Origin of the sequence: Nocardia sp. NPDC004168, assembly GCF_040610355.1 — a bacterium.
GTDB lineage: Bacteria > Actinomycetota > Actinomycetes > Mycobacteriales > Mycobacteriaceae > Nocardia > Nocardia sichangensis.
Genome location: NZ_JBEXME010000053.1, coordinates 1 through 17,095 on the forward strand (window position 1 = coordinate 1; position 17,095 = coordinate 17,095).

The 17,095-nt window shown below is 62.5% G+C and carries 16 protein-coding genes and 5 pseudogenes; 9 read left to right on the forward strand and 12 right to left on the reverse strand.

Going from position 1 to position 17,095, the window contains the following annotated elements:
* Window positions 1-215: 215 nt before the first annotated feature.
* Window positions 216-337 (forward strand): annotated as a pseudogene (locus tag ABZW96_RS36120) (IS481 family transposase); the annotation flags it as partial.
* A gap of 722 nt (window positions 338-1,059) precedes the next feature.
* A complete protein-coding gene (locus tag ABZW96_RS36125; RefSeq protein WP_355081225.1) occupies window positions 1,060-1,416 on the forward strand; it encodes a DUF6283 family protein in 357 nt (118 codons plus the stop codon).
* Between the two features lie 229 nt (window positions 1,417-1,645).
* Here ABZW96_RS36125 and ABZW96_RS36130 read toward each other — a convergent pair whose 3' ends face one another.
* The 3 genes and pseudogenes from ABZW96_RS36130 to ABZW96_RS36140 form a co-directional block, all read right to left on the reverse strand.
* Window positions 1,646-1,909, reverse strand: a complete 264-nt coding sequence (locus tag ABZW96_RS36130) for a hypothetical protein (protein WP_355081227.1) — start codon at window positions 1,907-1,909, stop codon at window positions 1,646-1,648.
* A gap of 56 nt (window positions 1,910-1,965) precedes the next feature.
* Entirely contained in the window at window positions 1,966-2,673 is a 708-nt protein-coding gene (locus ABZW96_RS36135) for a hypothetical protein (RefSeq protein ID WP_355081229.1), read from the reverse strand.
* A pseudogene (locus ABZW96_RS36140) lies at window positions 2,673-2,818 on the reverse strand (IS256 family transposase); the annotation flags it as partial. The pseudogene ABZW96_RS36140 and the gene ABZW96_RS36135, both read right to left, overlap by 1 nt.
* A 193-nt stretch (window positions 2,819-3,011) precedes the next feature.
* On the opposite strand from ABZW96_RS36140, the gene ABZW96_RS36145 reads away from it, so the two are divergent.
* Window positions 3,012-4,064, forward strand: a complete 1,053-nt coding sequence (locus ABZW96_RS36145) for an IS30 family transposase (RefSeq protein WP_355081246.1) — start codon at window positions 3,012-3,014, stop codon at window positions 4,062-4,064.
* Between the two features lie 8 nt (window positions 4,065-4,072).
* Here ABZW96_RS36145 and ABZW96_RS36150 read toward each other — a convergent pair.
* Window positions 4,073-4,267 (reverse strand): annotated as a pseudogene (locus tag ABZW96_RS36150) (transposase); the annotation flags it as partial.
* 628 nt (window positions 4,268-4,895) lie between these two features.
* On the opposite strand from ABZW96_RS36150, the gene ABZW96_RS36155 reads away from it, so the two are divergent.
* Window positions 4,896-5,075, forward strand: a complete 180-nt coding sequence (locus tag ABZW96_RS36155; RefSeq protein ID WP_355081231.1) for a hypothetical protein — start codon at window positions 4,896-4,898, stop codon at window positions 5,073-5,075.
* 8 nt (window positions 5,076-5,083) lie between these two features.
* Complete coding sequence (locus ABZW96_RS36160) at window positions 5,084-5,206, forward strand: DUF2510 domain-containing protein (RefSeq protein ID WP_355081233.1); 123 nt, start codon at window positions 5,084-5,086, stop codon at window positions 5,204-5,206.
* 178 nt (window positions 5,207-5,384) lie between these two features.
* Here ABZW96_RS36160 and ABZW96_RS36165 read toward each other — a convergent pair whose 3' ends face one another.
* The gene (locus ABZW96_RS36165) at window positions 5,385-6,014 is read right to left on the reverse strand and encodes a MarR family winged helix-turn-helix transcriptional regulator (RefSeq protein WP_355081250.1); all 630 of its coding nucleotides are present in this window, start codon (window positions 6,012-6,014) and stop codon (window positions 5,385-5,387) included.
* Between ABZW96_RS36165 and ABZW96_RS36170 the strand changes: the two genes are divergently transcribed.
* On the forward strand, window positions 5,925-6,239 hold the full coding sequence (locus ABZW96_RS36170) for a pirin-like C-terminal cupin domain-containing protein (protein WP_355081235.1): 315 nt from the start codon (window positions 5,925-5,927) through the stop codon (window positions 6,237-6,239). The two genes, ABZW96_RS36165 and ABZW96_RS36170, sit on opposite strands and share 90 nt — an antisense overlap.
* A gap of 130 nt (window positions 6,240-6,369) precedes the next feature.
* Here ABZW96_RS36170 and ABZW96_RS36175 read toward each other — a convergent pair whose 3' ends face one another.
* The 3 genes from ABZW96_RS36175 to ABZW96_RS36185 form a co-directional block, all read right to left on the reverse strand.
* A complete protein-coding gene (locus tag ABZW96_RS36175) occupies window positions 6,370-7,395 on the reverse strand; it encodes an SEFIR domain-containing protein (RefSeq protein WP_355081237.1) in 1,026 nt (341 codons plus the stop codon).
* A 211-nt stretch (window positions 7,396-7,606) separates the two neighbouring features.
* Window positions 7,607-8,215 (reverse strand): hypothetical protein, encoded by a 609-nt coding sequence (locus ABZW96_RS36180; protein ID WP_355081252.1) that lies wholly within the window; start codon window positions 8,213-8,215, stop codon window positions 7,607-7,609.
* A 1,284-nt stretch (window positions 8,216-9,499) separates the two neighbouring features.
* Window positions 9,500-9,643, reverse strand: a complete 144-nt coding sequence (locus tag ABZW96_RS36185) for a hypothetical protein (protein WP_355081254.1) — start codon at window positions 9,641-9,643, stop codon at window positions 9,500-9,502.
* A gap of 288 nt (window positions 9,644-9,931) precedes the next feature.
* On the opposite strand from ABZW96_RS36185, the pseudogene ABZW96_RS36190 reads away from it, so the two are divergent.
* Both ABZW96_RS36190 and ABZW96_RS36195 read left to right on the forward strand, forming a co-directional pair.
* Window positions 9,932-10,675: pseudogene (locus ABZW96_RS36190) on the forward strand (WD40 repeat domain-containing protein); the annotation flags it as partial.
* A gap of 60 nt (window positions 10,676-10,735) precedes the next feature.
* Window positions 10,736-11,878: a WD40 repeat domain-containing protein gene (locus ABZW96_RS36195; protein ID WP_355081248.1), complete on the forward strand. Its 1,143-nt coding sequence runs from the start codon at window positions 10,736-10,738 to the stop codon at window positions 11,876-11,878.
* Between the two features lie 112 nt (window positions 11,879-11,990).
* Here ABZW96_RS36195 and ABZW96_RS36200 read toward each other — a convergent pair whose 3' ends face one another.
* A complete protein-coding gene (locus ABZW96_RS36200; RefSeq protein ID WP_355081239.1) occupies window positions 11,991-13,100 on the reverse strand; it encodes an alpha/beta fold hydrolase in 1,110 nt (369 codons plus the stop codon).
* A gap of 235 nt (window positions 13,101-13,335) precedes the next feature.
* Here ABZW96_RS36200 and ABZW96_RS36205 point away from each other — a divergent pair, with 235 nt between their 5' ends.
* On the forward strand, window positions 13,336-14,118 hold the full coding sequence (locus tag ABZW96_RS36205) for a transposase (RefSeq protein WP_355081241.1): 783 nt from the start codon (window positions 13,336-13,338) through the stop codon (window positions 14,116-14,118).
* A gap of 874 nt (window positions 14,119-14,992) precedes the next feature.
* Here the strand turns inward: ABZW96_RS36205 and ABZW96_RS36210 are convergent.
* The 3 genes and pseudogenes from ABZW96_RS36210 to ABZW96_RS36220 all read right to left on the reverse strand — a co-directional run.
* On the reverse strand, window positions 14,993-15,199 hold the full coding sequence (locus tag ABZW96_RS36210; RefSeq protein ID WP_355081243.1) for a hypothetical protein: 207 nt from the start codon (window positions 15,197-15,199) through the stop codon (window positions 14,993-14,995).
* 458 nt (window positions 15,200-15,657) lie between these two features.
* Entirely contained in the window at window positions 15,658-15,996 is a 339-nt protein-coding gene (locus tag ABZW96_RS36215; RefSeq protein WP_355081244.1) for a transposase, read from the reverse strand.
* Window positions 15,997-16,279: 283 nt separating this feature from the next.
* A pseudogene (locus ABZW96_RS36220) lies at window positions 16,280-16,765 on the reverse strand (transposase); the annotation flags it as partial.
* Window positions 16,766-17,095: the final 330 nt, after the last annotated feature.

Sequence of the window (17,095 nt, forward strand, 5' to 3'; positions counted from 1 at the left end):
AGATCTCCGCGGTCGAGACCACCTACCAATTCCACCAGGGCGTGCTCTTCGTCAGCGCCGCCACCACCAACCTGTGCCCCGGGTTCGCCGGCTAGGTTGTGATGTCCAGGGAGGTTGTCCGGCCTACTCATTGTGGTGAGTCCGGCTGACAGGTGAAGGCCTCCGATTGTGAAGTGGAACTGTCTGGGAACCGCTTCACGAGCCCGGAGGCCTTCGTGTCCCACGCTAACGCAACACTCACCGCGATCACCCGTCTGCGACTGGCAGGTTGATCGTCGATCGCGGCTGGACCTATCGCGCGCCAGCGAAAATGTTCATGGTCTCCCCTCGCACTTCCTCGTCCGTGGCTGCGGCCCGCCTCCCGGTCGACGTTCCAATGCCGGATCGGCCGGAACCGGACGCCTTCTCACGCACCGAACTACGCGAGTGCGTTGGTTCCACCGCAATACCGTCACCGTCCGTGAACCCACTACTTTTGGGGGAGCAGTCAATTCGGCCTCCGGTGCGGCGATCCGTCTGTTCGCTGAGGCCAGCTCGTCGGCTTCCACGCTCGGAATGCCCTCGCGGATCCCCGCATCGACGAGGACCTGCGCCTTCCATCGGAACGAGGTGGCAGGCGAGATTCCTGGCTCGGCCGCTATATCGGCGACGGGCTCGCCGGATCGCAGCCCATCGCACACCTGTCGGCGCATCACTAGCGGAGAGGATTTCGGCGTCGTGACCTCCTGCAGGTCAGTCTGCCTCAACTCTCGTAACCGCGGCCTCCTGGGCGGGGCCAGATCACCCGGACCGACGAATGGGGTCCCGCCAGCGTTTCTCCCAGCTGGCTCGCCGAGACCGTCCGCCCGTACACCGCCTTCCCGGCCGAGCACATCTTTGATAATATAGTCAGATATGAGGAAAGTATCGTTTAATGGCAAATCATGAAACACCCCTCGACTGTCTACGGTTCGCGGACCTCCCCGCGCACGGCGCCGGATCGGAGGAGTCGCTGGCGGCTGACCGCCGCAGCGCTGAGCAGGACCGGCGAGTCCCTCACCGTGCGCGCCGGCGGCGTCCTTGAGCGCAGCCCGAAGAAGGACGGATGACCCCGACGGCCAACCGCTGCCCGACAGAGCAATTCGCCGCCTGCTCGACCTCTTCGAGCGACCCAGTGCGGAGCATCTGACCAAGCAGCAACAGAAGGTCGCCTGCGCACTGCTCGAGGAAGCAGCAGGATGGGTCGGCTGTCACGGCGACCAACTTCTCGCCCTGCGCCTCGGGCTCGTGGCCGGCGAGATCAGTCCCGACACCTACCGCGCCGCTATCACCTACCAGTCACCGACACCGCTGTTCGACAGCGGCGCCCAAGCAACTGCCCACGGCCGCACACACATCAGCATCCAAACCGCCGCGGACGCCTGGTTGTGCCAGTGAATTCCGGCGTCGTTTATCGGCGAAATCGGACGTCGCGTGTGTCAGTTCAGCCGTGATCGTGACGGCGAATAGTGACGTCACTTCGCGCTCATGATGCGGGCGCTTTGTCTCCTGGCAGATGGTTGTCGGCGGTGTTGGTCGCGCTCTGGCGGACTGCTTTGATGATCGTCAGACCTGAACGAGAGCAGGGCTTCTCTTCCGATCCAGCGGTCCCTGTACGGATCGGTGCTCAGGTTCTCGGGATAGCCGCACCCGGACTCTCCCACTGTCCCCTGGCCACCCCGTCCGCGTCCGGCACGACGGCGCACCAGTCGCCCAGCGACGCATCGGCCAGCATGAGGGAGAAACCGTCATCGGTGACCTCGGAGAGTGTGCCGGCTCCACCGGGGTAGTTCCGGTGGGCCAGTTCTCCATGCAGCAGCGGGCCCACGAAAGCGGTGAAGTCGTCTTCCAGGAGCTCCGCGCGGGGGTTCAGCTCCGGCTCTGTGGCCACGCAGACCAGAGAGCGTGGACGCAGTAGTCGGGCCACCTCGGCTGTGCTCTCCGGCGTCACGCGGAACCTCTGCACCCATGAGCGCCGTGCGCCCAGCGCTCACAGACCAAGGTCAGGCGCTCGGATGCTTCCGCCACCCTCGCCCAAAAATCCCCGTCCGCAACGGCGTCAACAGGGTCGGAGACCTCTACGGGTTCAGGAGCCGCGTCGCGCCACCGGAACGTCACGCCCTCACCATGGAGTGCCGCCAGATCGGCGGCCACCTCTGGTGTCGTGTAGACGTGGACCGCCCCATCCCATCCCGACTCGATCTGAAGCCGTCCCGATGCGGTGAACTGACAGTAAGGCCCACGCCCGGCTGCCATTGCCTCGGCGAGACCGATCGCCTGCGGCGGCCGGACCACCGCACCGTTGCGCAAGCCGCGCTGCCCCGCAGGAAGGGGCTCATTCACCAGCAGCCCGCCAACCTCCAGGAAATCGGCGCCGCTCTTCTCGATCACGGCTCCGAGCACCCGGCGAAACTCCGCCGCATACGAACTCCAGGCAGCCGCGTCCGCCAGCTCCTCGCGCACGCTCTCGCTGCGAGGGCTGATGCTCAGCTCCTTGCTCAATTCTTCAGCCACTCGAGGCCCGCCGTTCTCCGTCCGGCCCGATGCCCAGGCCGAAGGTTCCATCACGTTGGAGCCATTCAACACGTCCTCTTCGTCCGCCCGCACGGGGTCTTCGGGGTCTATCTCGCTAACGGTGTTTGCGGCGATCGCCATCAGTAGGTTTGGGCGTTGGGCCAGCGGTCGGCGAAGGTGATCGCGAAGGCGTTGACCGCAGGCTTCCAGCGCATGGTCCATCGTGCCCGACCGCGCCGGTCGGGTCGAGTGATCGGGTGACCAGATACAGGCACTTCAGTGCTGCTTAGGTTCAGGGGGTCAACGCAACACCCGTCGTGACGAGGGAGTTGGTGTTGGGGCGTCCTGCGATATCGGTTGAGGTTCAGCGTTCGTTCTGGGCGTGGATCCGGGAGGGCGAGATCATCGACACCGCGGCCGCGGCGGTTGGTGTGTCGAAGACGATTGGCTGGCGGTGGTTCCGTGAGGCTGGCGGAGTGATGCCGCCACAATGGTGTGAACATTCGACTCGCCCGGCCCGCTTGTCGTTCGCCGAGCGGGAAGAGATCGCCTGTCGCCGTGCGGCGGGTGAGGGTGTCCGAGCGATTGCCAGGTCGATCGGAAGGTCTGCCTCGACCGTCAGCCGCGAGCTCGCCCGTGGCACTCGCCGACCGAAGACCGGATACCGGGCGACTGTCGCTCAGGCACTCGCCGACAAGCGTGCCCGCCGTCCCAAGATGGCATTGCTTTGCCGCGATTCCCGGCTGGGCTCCTATGTCGAGCGGCAGTTGCTGTTGAAGCACAGTCCCGAGCAGATCAGCCGACGGCTGCTGGTCGATTTTTCCGACGATCCGCGGATGCGGGTGTCTCACGAGACGATCTATCAGTCGCTCTACGTTCGAAGACGAGAAGCGCTCAAACGCGAACTGGCACAGTGCTTGCGAACCGGACGCGCGCTGCGCAAGCCACACCGTAAGCCCGACCAGCGTCGAAGTCGGCATGCCGGTGCGGTCTCGATCAGCCAACGGCCGGCCGAAGCCGAGGACCGGACAGTGCCGGGGCACTGGGAGGGCGATCTCATTACTGGGGCCGGGAACGGCTCCGCCATCGGCACGCTCGTCGAACGAGCGACCGGATTCGTCGTGTTGCTGCATTTACCGATCACCCACAAGGCCCTCGATGTCCAGGAAGCGATAACCGCGACGATGTCCACGTTGCCGCGGACTCTGCGTCGGACGTTGACCTGGGACCAAGGCCAAGAGATGGCCAACCACGTCCAGATCACCGCGGCGACCGGTCTCGACATCTACTTCTGTGACCCGCACTCGCCCTGGCAGCGCGGCTTGAACGAGAACACGAATGGTCTGCTCCGGCAGTATTTTCCGAAGTTCACCGACCTGTCCGGCTACCACCCCGACTACCTCGAGTTCGTCGCTGCCGAACTCAACAACCGGCCCCGCAAACGTCTCGGCTGGCGTAGCCCTGCTGAAGCACTCGAGCAGCTACTCTCAGAACCAGACAGCAATCCACCCGGTGTTGCGTTGGCCAGTTGAATCCCCCCGGCTTGCTCGGTCGGGAAGTGGCCTCGGGCTTGGATCGCGCGTCGGTAGCGGGCGTTCAAGGATTCGATGGCGTTGGTGCTGCAGATGACACGTCGGATCTCGATGTCGTAGTCGAGGAACGGGATGAACTCATCCCATGAGTTCTCCCAAAGACGCACTATTGCACCGTATTTCGAGCCCCACCGTTTGCTGAGGGTCACGTCAACGGATCAAGATGATCAAACGCCAGATGTTCGGCCGAGCAGAACCGGATCTACTCCAGAAGCGAATCCTGTGGAGCGACTGAGCAAACCCGATCGCCAGCATCACGAAAATTGTGCCTGATCCAGTATTCAGCCGGACGCGACAAACGCGACAGCCGTTTGTGAGCGGTGAACTCAAGGATGCCCAGGCGGGGATGTCGCCATCGAATGAGATAAGTCCTGCAGAAGAGTGCGATCTGCCCGTCGAACAGGGCTGTGAGGGGTGACGACCCGGTCAAGAGCACGCACTGCCACGACTCGCGTGCTGATACTCCCCGGTGAAGTCCGCCTACGCAGAAGGGCAAGAAGAATGGCGGCGCCACGCTCGCACTCTGTGGAACATGGACTGCCACGGGCCCACCGCAAGGCGGCCCCGCGAACAAGCATGCTCGCCTCGGCCGAACGCAGGCCGACGTAACGCCATCGGCGGCCCGCCGATGGACAATCCACATCCACACCACGAGAAGGTTTCGCCTTGTCCTACCCTCCGATACCTGGCACACCCCCATCAGGGCCGCCACCGAACCAGCACGGTCAGCCGCAATATCGACCGCCGCAACCCAACCCCAGGGGACAGTGGGTGACGCCGGTGCTCTACATCGGTGGCGCCATCGCTGCGGTGATCATCGCGGACAGCCTGGGGCTCACCATGGAGGGTCTTGTAATTCTTCTGATCCTCGCGACCCCTGTGGTTCTGGTGTTCCTGATCATTCGAGCGCTGATCCGAGTCGGGGACAAGAGGCCCCGGCTGTCGTCGTAGCCCCGCCGATGTCCGTCGGCCCACCGCCCGGCTGGTACCTGGACGGACAGGGGTTGATGCGGTGGTTCGACGGAGTTCGTTGGACCGACGTGGTTCAGCCTCCACCGCCCCAGGGCGGCTCCGAGCAATAGTCCGTTGACGCGCCTACCTGTCGTAAGGGGAAGCATAAGTAGCTGCCGACGGTTTCGTGGCTGAGGCCGAACTCTTGTGCATGGGGCTTGGTAGCCACAGATGTCGAGTGTGCGGCACGGCTGATTCCCATCTGGGGTGCGGCGATGCCCATTCCCTTGCCGAACATGTGTGCCTGGGCTACACGCTCAACGGCATCGCCGTGCGCGGGCCGCCCACAGAGTGAATGTTCCCCAACCTGGATCTGCTCGAGGGTGCCGCGGGCCTGCAGCTATTGCGTTCGGGTGAGGTTGTCCAGGATCGCGGTGGAGATTTCGGCGAGCTGGTCGAGCTGGGCGGGGTGAGGACGTCGATTACCAGCTGGCGGACGTGGGCGCTGTGGCTGGGTGCGGCTTGTTCCAGGGTGGCGTGGCCGTGTTTGGTCATGACCACGGCCACCGCGCGGGAGCCGACGCTGCGGCGCTCGACGAGCCCGCAGCCCGACATCCGGGTGAGCTGGTGGTGCACGCGGCTCTTCTCCCAGCCGAGCAGCTCGACCAATTCGAAGGCGCGCAGTTGGTGCTCGGGGCGCCGGAGAGTCACCATCGCCGGGCGCACGATCCGCACCGGACAGACCGCCTGGTCCGACGCCGCCACAGGCGCCGGGCCGTCCACCATCGACCCGCAGACCACCGAACACACGATCACCCGGTCCAGATCCTGACCTTCAGCGGCCCGCCGATGCGCCAGCCTGTCGTCTTCGGCGGCCCGTTCGTAATGAACACCAAGGTCGAGATCGCCAAGGCCTTCGCCGACTACCACACTCGCCATCGGGTCAGTTCGCGTCCGAATAGAGTCGGCGACCGCGTGTCACTCGTAGCCGTAAGTGGCGGTAAATCTGATATCCCCGCCCTCCAACAGAGCGGGGGAACCTCAGGCCAGTTGCGATTCCCCATAGGCGGCCAGCTGTTACCGCCATCTGGCACACTGCCGGCATCCCGCCCGAACATCCGCTCATGCCGATTATGTGTTGTCCAAGTCTCAGCTCCGGTTTGATACGAGGCGGCCGGCGCCCGAACGCACTGACATGCGAAGAGCGTGCGTGGGTAAGGGGCCATGTTCTGGAAGCGCCTCACGGTGGCCCACACTGCTGTCGCGCAGTGTGGGCCACGCCGACCGTATCCACCTATCGAAACAGGGTCGGGTTGCCCCAGGCAAGTGCTGGCAGCTTGGCCGCGCGGCCCACCGCAGCCATCGCCCCGGCGAGCATCGGATTGTCATGCGTGTCCGGGCGGTAGGCGACCAATCGCAGTCGCAGGACATCGGCCACGTCGTAGCGGATCTTCTGGGGCCGACCGAGGCGAGCCTCGACTTGCGGTTGCGCCTGACCATCCAGAAACACCTGAAAATAGCCGCTTTGCGCGGCGTCTGCGGCGTCGTCGGGTATTCCGACGACGGACTCAAAAGTGCTGAAAGAGCGGCCCAAATTGTACTCGATGGGGCTGCGCGCGTCACTGCAGAAGTTCACGCACCGGTGCACGATGCTGTTGCCATAGTAGATGCCATTGAGATCAACCCCAGTCAGCCGCAGATCCGCGCCGCGCACAACAGGTTGCAGCGCAAGAGTCAGCAGAGTCGACTCGCGCGCACCCGAAGGCGCCCGCGCGGTAGACGAGTCGAAGGTCGGACCGACGTAAGCACCGCGTGGTGGTGTGGGGTGTTCCGAGACGCCGCTCAACGCAGCGAGCAGGTCATTGACTCCCGCAGTGGTGAACTCGCTGACCTTGTAGTAGGTGGTGGAGTGCGCGCCGAGGAATACTGGGATCTCGTCGGCCGAGCGTCCCGGCAGCACCACCGGCAGCACTCTGCGAGTCTCCTTTCGCAGATCCCGGGTCAGGCCGTCGCGGATGATCGCCGCCTCGAACTGCGCGCCGCGTCCCTCATCCGCCGCGGCGGTGCCATCCGCACGCCGCTTGTACGCTGGCGAGGCTATGACCAGGACGAAATCAGCCGAGATGAGTTGGTCGATGGCCCACAGCGACCAGTCACGGCGCTCGTACTCATCCCAGGCGTCGATTCGAACATCGACACCGGCCTCCGAACGAAGGAAGGTGCAGAACTCCAGGACCAACTGCCTGTGTTCGGGTGTGTCGTGCGAATACGACACGAACACCCTGGGGGCTGCGGAATCCGAGGATCGCTCCGTGCTCACTCGAACGCCTCTGCTCTCGTTGCTGACTGCGCTATGCCACGCGAAATGCATGCGGAACCATCGCCGTAACGTGCCCGTAGCGACAAGACTAGCGCCGGTCCCGTCACGGATCTGCGGTCAGTATTGGGGAAGTGCCCGGGCAGACGCTGCGTCTGAATGGTCGATGCCAATAGGTATGACCGTTCCTTCCTCGGTTGCAGTCCAGCTTCGGCTACAGATGCCCAGCTGGAAGGCGGGTTTGGCCTCCGCCAGTGTATTCTGACAGCCGCGACTGTCGACTCTCCACATCGGACCGGATGGCTGAAAGTATATGTCTGAAGCAGATGACAGTGCATGAGGCGAGGCGCCAGAGATTCGACCGAACACGCAGCAGACTGAGCCCACGGCCCTGGCAGTAAATTTCGTTCCAGCTGAAGAACATTGCCAGCCGTTCGGCCGCCTCGCAGTAGACTGACTGACCACTAGACTTGCCGAAAGGACGGTGGATGAGGACGATGTGCTCATCGCCGAGCGCCGTCACTCCGCGGTTGCCCCTGGTACAGTCGCTGCCCAACGACTCACGCTGCGAGACCCACGAGTCGATCTCGAGACCTGAACAATGGGGCAACATGGAGGACAGCATCCGGCGCGGCACTGTTGGGCGTTCTCCGCGATACACAGTGAGTCCACCGTGGAATCGATAGATTTCTCTGAAGACAACCGGGTCCAGCAGAGAGCCGACTTGATCCGGCAGGTGCGAGCCCTGCGCAATGCGGTGCCGGAACTTTCGGTCGATGACATTGCCGAGGAAGCCACTAGACAACTTGAGGCTGATCACCATCGCCGCAGCATATCCGAGTGGGCGCGTGGTGCAACCGGAACCGTGGCAGATGATCCAGTAGTGCCCTGGGTTTCTTCCACCACAGCGAGGAGCTTGCTGGAGCAAGATAGCATCCCCGAATGGGACCAGCTGTGGGCGATAGTAAAGACTCTTGCCACATACGCCGGACTTCGCGAAGAATTTCCCTTGCGTAAAAACTGGTACGAACTTTATTGCAATGCGGTCGATACCGTTGACCTGGATGCCACTCGCGAGCGCGAGTGGCGCAAACATTCACTTAAGCGTGAATCCGAACTCCATCAACTGCTTGATCGAGCAAAAGGGAAGCCCGGCGGGAGCAATTGGTCGTTTCACGGAAGAAAAGCCGCTCTCAATGAAATCATTACATGGATAGCCGACCCCGATAAGGGGCCAGCCGTCAAGGTGGTGACCGGAAACCCCGGGTCGGGGAAGACGGCTATAATGGGACTGGTCGCCGCCCTGGCACACGCCGAATATAGACATTCAGTCCCGTTTCATACTTTGCCTGTCGGCGCGCAAATTTCGAATGAGGGCATGGTCGACTCGATAGTTTATGCCGAAAACCTCAGTGTTGAGGATATCCAGGACCGCATCAGCGCTGCGGCGAATGTTCGATCGACTACTGCGAGGACTGCACCGTTGCGGCCCGGGTTGCATCGAGGCCGGTGCACTGTTCTGCTAGATGCGGTGGACGAGGCGAGTGATCCAAGCGCTGTAATAAAAAAAGTCTTACTTCCGCTAGGAAGTTCCGATGATAGCAATATTCGACTGCTCCTCGCGGCACGGCCGGACATTCTACCCCACCTCGGATTGCGACGATCGGATACTATTGATCTGGATTCCGCGCAGTACTTTGAGGAAGATGCGCTAACCGCATTCATCGTACATGTTCTGGAGAGCGCGAGTGATGACAGCATATTCTCTGATCTGCCACGAAATGTGGTTGAACCCATCGCGCGAGCTATCGCTGATGCGGCAGGTACTTCTTTTCTAGTTGCTCAAATTGTGTCTATAATGCAGTCTTCTCAGCGAGATCTGCCGGATCCGATGGACCCGATATGGCTGAGCGGCCTTCCTAAGCGACCTGGTGATGCTTTGCGTGCTGACCTCGACAAGCGGCTCGGGCCAGACGCCAGCCGAGCGCGAGATCTATTGCGGCCTCTGGCGTTTGCTGAAGGCCCAGGACTGCCGCAGCCGAACATCTGGGCTGCGGTGGCTACACGGATCTCGGGAACACTGTACAGCGACGAGGATCTACGGTGGCTACGTCAGAACGCTGGTGCGTACTTTACGAATGCGGCCGATGGTGAGGAGACCGGGTGGGAAGGCCCCACGCTCGTGCACCGTCTGCATCACCGGTCGCTCGCCGAGCATCTTCGCGATGGTGTCGATGCGACTGATGTCCATGCAGCGTTCGTAGAGGTGCTGCGTCTAAGCGTTCCCCCCAAGCCAGACGGAACCCGAGACTGGCCGAGCGCCCATCCGTATGTTTCCAGACACCTTGCAACGCATGCGCGTCGCGCTGGGTTGGTTGACAAGGTCATACTCGACGCGGAGTACCTCGTACATGCTGAGCCGAGCACGCTGCTTGATGCTCTGTACACAGTTGCGACAAATGTCGGGCATCAACTGCGCGCTGTATATCGCTGTTCAGCAGCGCACCATCGCACTCTCCCGCCGTCTCGGCGCCGCAGCGTGCTTGCAGTAGATGCTGCGCGGTTTGGGGCGACAGCTCTCGTACGGGACCTGAGCCCAGGGCTGCCGTGGGCACCCCGGTGGGCTACGGGTCAACTCACACATCACGCTCATCGGGCAACATTGACCGGCCACGTCGGAGCGGTCCGTGGCGTTGCGTGGACTACCCTCCGGGGACGTCCCGTCGCGATAACCGGTGGATACGATGAGACAGTTCGAGTGTGGGATTTGACGACCGGCTCGGAACACAGCGTTCTTGTAGGACATTCTCGCCAGGTCAGTGCTGTAGCTTGCAGCGAGGTCGATGGCCAGCCGGTCGTGGTCACATCGAGTCGAGATGACACTGTCCGGGTGTGGGATTTGACGACTGGAGTAGAGCGCTGTCGTCTGGTTGGACACACAGACTCGGTAAATGCGCTTGCCTGCTCTGCCATCGACGGGCGCTCTATAGCGATTACCGGTGGATACGACGAGACGGTGCGGGTATGGGATCTTTCGACCGGTACAGAACTTAGCGTCTACCGCGGGCATACGAATGCCGTGAATGCTGTCGCGATAGCCGGGGAAGCAGGGGATCCCCTTGCTGTGACAGCTGGCCGGGATGGTGCGGTATGGGTGTGGAATTTGGCGACCGGAGCCGGTCATGTATTGAAGACTGAGGGAATCGGCTCGGTGAATGCGTTGTCGTGCACAACAATCGGCGGTCGACATCTTGCAGTCGCCGCGAGCGACGATGGGACAGTGCGAGTTTGGGACCTGACGACACGAGAGCCGCGGGTGCTGCTCGAAGGTATACACGACTCGATGAACTCGCTTGCCTGCACCACTGTCGATCGAGAGCCGGTGGTAGTGTGCGCCAAAGACGATCGAACGCTGCGAGTGTGGGATCTGGTCACAGGTGCGGAACGCGCTGCTCTGCGAGGTCACACGGCGGCCGTGAACGCGGTGGTCTGCGCGACCGTTGATCATCGTGCCGTCGTGATCAGCACCAGCATCGACCAAACCGTACGACTCTGGGATCTGGAAGACCTCGAACACTCCGAATCGCTACCCGGACATACGCATTCGATTACCGCGCTTGCCTGCACTTCTAACGAGCAACACTCGGTGGCAGTTACCACTAGCCTCGATCACACGGCACGTGTATGGGATCTAGCGACGGGTTCAGAGCTGGCGGTTCTTCTTGGTCATACCGGCGCGGTCAATTGCGTGGATTGTATTGTGATCAACAAGCGTACATTCGCGGTCACGGCCGGTGTCGACCGCATCGTGCGGGTCTGGGATCTCCTCGACGGGAAAATACACATGGAACTCCTGGGTCACCGCGAACTGATCAATGCGGTAGCCTCCCACAACGTCCAGGGACGTCCCATTGCGGTCACCAGCAGCTATGACCAAACTGTTCGAGTGTGGGACCTGGACTCCGGTGTTGAACGAACCAGTCTTCAAGGACACGAACGCCTAGTTACCGCCGTATCGTTCACCTCGATTGACGGAGAGCCTGTCGTTGTAACTGCCAGTCTCGATGAGACAATCCGAGTGTGGGATCCAATGACGGGCCGTCAACGCGCAGTCCTTCGCGGGCACGTCGGCGCGGCGAATGTACTGACGTGTACAACCTTTTGCGGAATACCCGTGGCGGTCACGAGCGGCCTGGACAAGACGGTTCGGGTTTGGGATCTCAATTTACTTATCGAGCGTGCGGCACTTAACAATCGCTTCGGCACCGTCGATGCACTCGCGTGCGTAACCATCGCTAGCGAACCTGCCGTTGTCTTTGCCAGCGAGAACGGGACGATTCAAGCTTGGGAGTGGCTTACTGATAAATTGGAGGTAATTACCGACTGGCACGAACCAAATGCAGTCCTCGGCATCGGTGGCAGCGAAATAGTTCTCGGACTCGGGAACGACGTCATACTTCTCGGACACCAGTCGCGTTTAGATTAGGCGATTCGGATATCAATCACTGCAAGGGCGCGACCAGACGCAGGCGCACCGTTCAAGAAGAACGTGGTCGGTCCGGTCGACGTGAAATTAGCCAACGCACTAAACACTGCCCTCACGATGCGGGCGGCCACCTGTCTTCTATCGCAGCCCGTGCATGCGCCACTGCGGCATCTTCTGAGGGCAAGAAATCCATAACCAGCAGCAACGCTTGGCGCCCAGCGTCTCCGATGTTCGCACAGCGCTTGACCAGCAACGCGAGCTGTATTTTCGCGTTGCCGCCAGTCGATCCTTGTCTCTCCAGAATATAGGCGGGCATCAGGCTCATGAACTGTTGACGAGTGGTGGAATCTTTCAGGTCTTCAATCTCCGCCATCGCCACCGCAATCTCTCGGATCGCGTCCTCGCTGAGACGAAAACCGGACTGCGGTGCCACATGTTGGGATCGCAGTCCGCGATCGATCGCCTCGTCTAGCTGCGTCACTCGGCCGTCGGGTCGTGCCGCAGCAGCCGCAGGCTCACTGGCTTCAAGCACTCGAAGTAAGCGAGCCTTGATGATCACGTAGACCAAGTCGTCGATAGAACTTGGAACGATGATGGACGAATGGTCACCCGGTAACTCACCGGTGTCAGGGAACACTGATTTCGCCGACTGCGGCGGCACGACCCGGTCTGTGATGCCCGCGTACACCCCAAAGGGTATCGGCGCACTAATCGTGGAGAACTCCTTAGCGTATACAATCTGCTGAAGGATGACCTTCTGAGTTTCAACGATCTTTTCGTTTAGCGGCCGCAACTCGATTTCTTGGGGATTCCGGCTCCACCACTTACGCAACGGGAGCAGGTACTCCGAGCCCGAGTTGGGAGTGGCGAACATCAACACCTGCCGCACACGGCGTAAGGCGAGTCCATGTCCTTGATGCAGCTGCTGGACCAGATATCGCTGTACGATGAGTCCACCCTGGCTGTGCCCGGCGAACACGATGGGGCGGTCTGGATGCAGTTCCTCAGCAAGCCGAGTTCCAAGATATCCAGCCACAGTGTCCAGGTCGGGAATCTGCCTTTTCGGATCCAACTCTATAAGCTTGCTGGGATACTCGACCGCGATAATCTCTATACGCCCGGCGAGCTCTTCGTCGCGTAGCAGCAGATTGCAGAGTGGATCCCACTTGCTACCTTCGGACAAAATCCCGTGCACCAATACAAGTGCTACCTTTTCAGGCACCCCGTCACCCCTGATTCCACTGTCTGCCTCGTTCGAGGCGTCAATCATGCTGCGAGTCAGAGCTCACCCTACCGCGCCGACCGACGGCGAGACGGGCGTACACGTAACCCAGATCTCCTAGCTTGAGTTTTAACCCCGGAGCTGGGTTTTCAGTACCCCGGGTCATCATGGGTGAAGCCCTTGGTTGATCATGTCTCCTTGCGACAGAAAGACTTTCGATAAACCAAGGGCTTCGGTGAACAGTGTGCACGACACCGGCTGCGCCGGTGCGGTCGGGGAGCTGTCGGCATTCCGGCAGGAGTTGTATCGGTGCCTGCCCCGGCGGGCGGACGCGGTATTCGATGTGGTGGACGCGGTGTTGTGCGCGGACGGGCCGGTGCGGTCATTGCCGGAGCTGTCACTGGTCGGCGAGCATCGCCGGGGCCACGGCAGCGTCTATGCGGCACTGGACCGTGGTCGGATCGACATCGCACGCCTGCGGCGGGCACTGGTCTCGGTGCCACTGCCGCGGGCCGCGGACGGTCGGTTGGTGCTGGCGGTGGACATCACCTCCTGGTTGCGACCGGAAGCGCATACCTGCCCGCAGCGGATACTGTGTCATACCTACGGGCGCGCCAAGAACACTCATCACATGATTCCCGGCTGGCCGTACTCGGTGGTCTGCGCCTTGGAATCGGGGCGTAGTTCTTGGATCGCGCCACTGGATGCGGTGCGGCTGACACCCGGTGACGAGGCCGCCGCGGTCACCGCGGACCAGCTGCGCACCGTGATCGGCAACCTGATCGAGGCCGGGCACTGGCGAGGGGGTGATCCGAATATCTGGATCGTCGCCGACGCCGGCTACGACGCACCCCGGCTGGCGTTCCTGCTGGCAGATCTGCCCGTGGCCGTGCTGGGCCGGATGCGGTCGGACCGGGTGCTGCGCCGCCGCGGCACCCGCATGGCAGCCCGGGACGACCGGACGCCCACCGAGGCACGGCGGCGAGTTCGTCTTCGGCGATCCCGCGACCTGGGGTGAGCCCGACACAGCCGTCACGACCGACACCCGCCTCTACGGACCGGCCACAGCTCGGTCATGGAATCGCTTGCACCCCGGGCTTACTCACCGGTCATCCTGGACTTCCCAGGCCGGGAAACTTCCGGTGCTCGACGGCACCGTGATCCGACTCGACGTCGACCGGCTGCCCAGTGGCGCCATCCCGAAACCGGTGTGGTTGTGGCATTCGGTCGTCGATCTGGATGCCGCCGAGGTCGGTGCTGTGGCAGGCATTTCTGCGGCGGTTCGATATCGAGCACACCTTCCGCATGTTCAAACAAACCCTCGGCTGGAACGTCCCGAAACCCCGCGACCCCGCCGCCGCGGAGAGATGGACCTGGCTGCTCCTGGCCGCCTACACCCAGCTGCGCCTTGCTCGTGAACTCACCGTCGACATCCGGCGGCCGTGGGAGAAACCCGCAGCCCCACAACGACTTACACCAGCACGTGTCCGTCGAGGTTTTCGGCACCTCCGCCGGAAAGCAGCCTGTCCCGCCAGTGCACCGAAACCCTCCCGCCCCGGACCCGGTCGACCAGCCGGCCACCGCAACCAGCGTCCGGCACCCCGCTACGACGTGCACATCAAAACACCCAGCAACCAGAAGCCACCCAAACCTGCCGGGCCACGACCCCGCCGAACAGGATAAACCCAGCTCAGGGGTTAAAACTCAAGCTAGGTTCTGTCTCCTAATCGACCGAACAGGGTGTTCGGGATGCCTCGGTGGTGCGTCATGTCTGCTGTGTCGAGGCTGGCGGTTGATCGGTATCGGGTGTTGACGGACGAGCAGTGGAAGTTGCTGGATCTGCTGTTGCCGAAATACGAAGGGCGAGATTCGCTGCCGCAGTCGGCCAGATCCTATCCCACCGCGCCCGGCGGTGGACTCATTTGTGTGACTGGTACTTCCACCGGTACCCACTGCTGAGACTCGGCGTCCCACCCCAACACCTTTCCGTGCACGCCAGGCGCGGTGGGATCGAGGTCGAGCAGAGCCAGACGGGCGTCGTCCGGGAGATCGGCGGTGACCAGAATCGCTGCGGCATCCACGTTCTCGATGTCGAGCACGGTCACCACCTCGACACCACTGTCGGATCGCCGTGCCCGCCCAAACCAGCGTTGGCGTAACTTGGTCGGGAACGCTGCCGCACCGTCGGCCGCACGCTCACCCAGCGCTTCGAGAAACGCCTTACCGAACACAGTCGCCGCGGGCGCAACCGCACCGAACGCAGCCGCTGACCACTGGAGCACATCATGCGGCAGTGAGCCGATATCTACCGGCGGCGGGCCAGCTCCATATGATGGCTGCACGGCATCTCCGCTACCGGCGCCTCCCGGGCTCGAATGTGATTGATTCACGGTTTCCCCACCCTCATCGCTTCAGTGCGCACCGATAGTACGCCACTCGGCCTCTGCTCTAGACGGTGCAATCCGACCCGTACCTAGATGTCGCCGGCGGCCACCTCCCCACAAGATCTCGGCTTGACCGGGCCCGGGGTCTGTCCAGCCAACGGCTCCTCTCTGTGTCAAGTCGTCGTGAGCAGAGAGATACCGGCATCTCGCAGCATGGTGCGGTAGACGACGTCGGCGAGGCGGCGTTTCAGGCACCGGAGTGCCTCTTTATGGCCTTTTCCGGCTGTCCGCTTGCGTTGGTAATAGGCCCGTCCTGGGGTGTCTCGGCGGATCTGGGTGATTGCGATGACGTGCAGTGCGTAGTTGAGCTGCCGGTCGCCGGCGCGGGAGAGACGTTGCCGTTGAACGTCGCCGGAGGAAACTTCGATCGGGGCGCCCCGCAGTAGGAGGCGAATGCCGCTGCTGATCGAAAGCGCCGAACGTCGCCGGTGTGGGCGAGGATTTTGCAGCAACGACGACTCCGATGCCGTAGACGGTGGTGAGCTGGGTTCTCGACTCGGTGACCGCGGCCGTTAGCGAGCCGGTCGCGGCTTCGATGCGGCGATCGAGTCGGCGCAGCTCGCCGACCAGGTCGACGGCGATCTGCCGCAGCGTGCGGCCCCAGTGGTCACGAGGTCGCAGGGAGCGCAGCACCTGGGCAGCGGCATCGGCGGTGAGCCCTCTGGATAGCCCGGCGGGCACCAAGCGGGTCAGCAGGCCGTGCAATCGGTTGGCGGTCTGAGTGCGGGTCCGGATCAGATCGTCGCGGTGTTCGGTGAGCGTGCGCAGCGCTTCGATCGTGTCGTCGATCCTGACCGTGCTGATCTTGTCGCTGGTGAGCGCGGCGATGCCGATCGACAGGGCATCGGCCTCGTCGGTCTTGCGGCCGTGGCCGGTCGATAGCATCCGCACCCGGTGTGCGAGTTTGGCTGGCACGTCGAGAGATTCGATGCCGTCATCGGCCAGACGCTGCGCCAGCGGCGCTCCGAGGCCGCGGGCGCCTTCAACCGCCCAGACAGCCTTCGGCCATCGACGTGCGAAACGGCGCAGTTGCCGATAGCCATCCCGGTTGACCTCGACCCGGATGGACGCCAAAGGCTGACATCTGCGGTCGACGGCTACAGCAGTCCATGACGGCTTATGCGGGTCGACGGCGATAACGGTCTGATCGCCGAGAGCGGGCAGTGACACGTGACCTCCACGAAACCTTGTGAACGGTAATTGGTTCCGGCAAGGAGGCACACCAACTTAGGGCATAGCAGACCTCTCTCAAGCCACCCCGACCGGCGGCTGCGGCCGGGACACACGCCGTTAGAAAGCCAACCCCGAACGGGCGACAGGTGTAACTAGAGCGACCCCGGCCGCAGCCTCGTAGATCATGGCTGCAGACCACGATCTACAGCCCCAATACAACAAGTTGGTACCTCTCTGCTCACGACGACTTGACACAGAGAGGAGCCGTTGTATTTACAGTCCCGATGGTGGGTGTGGGTGCAGGCCGCAGCGTACTCGGCCGGTGTCCGGTAGCCCAGCGCTGAATGCCGGTGCCGCAGGTTATGGTCGGTCTTGAAG

Coding starts and splice junctions, on each gene's coding strand:
- ABZW96_RS36170 (WP_355081235.1), top strand. CDS start 5,925: ATGCGCCAGCCTGTCGTCTTCGGCGGCCCGTTCGTAATGAACACCAAG.
- ABZW96_RS36160 (WP_355081233.1), top strand. CDS start 5,084: ATGTCCGTCGGCCCACCGCCCGGCTGGTACCTGGACGGACAGGGGTTG.
- ABZW96_RS36145 (WP_355081246.1), top strand. CDS start 3,012: ATGCCGCCACAATGGTGTGAACATTCGACTCGCCCGGCCCGCTTGTCG.
- ABZW96_RS36180 (WP_355081252.1), bottom strand. CDS start 8,215: ATGGTGATCAGCCTCAAGTTGTCTAGTGGCTTCCTCGGCAATGTCATC.
- ABZW96_RS36185 (WP_355081254.1), bottom strand. CDS start 9,643: ATGGACATCAGTCGCATCGACACCATCGCGAAGATGCTCGGCGAGCGA.
- ABZW96_RS36195 (WP_355081248.1), top strand. CDS start 10,736: ATGAACTCGCTTGCCTGCACCACTGTCGATCGAGAGCCGGTGGTAGTG.
- ABZW96_RS36165 (WP_355081250.1), bottom strand. CDS start 6,014: ATGGCGAGTGTGGTAGTCGGCGAAGGCCTTGGCGATCTCGACCTTGGT.
- ABZW96_RS36135 (WP_355081229.1), bottom strand. CDS start 2,673: ATGGCGATCGCCGCAAACACCGTTAGCGAGATAGACCCCGAAGACCCC.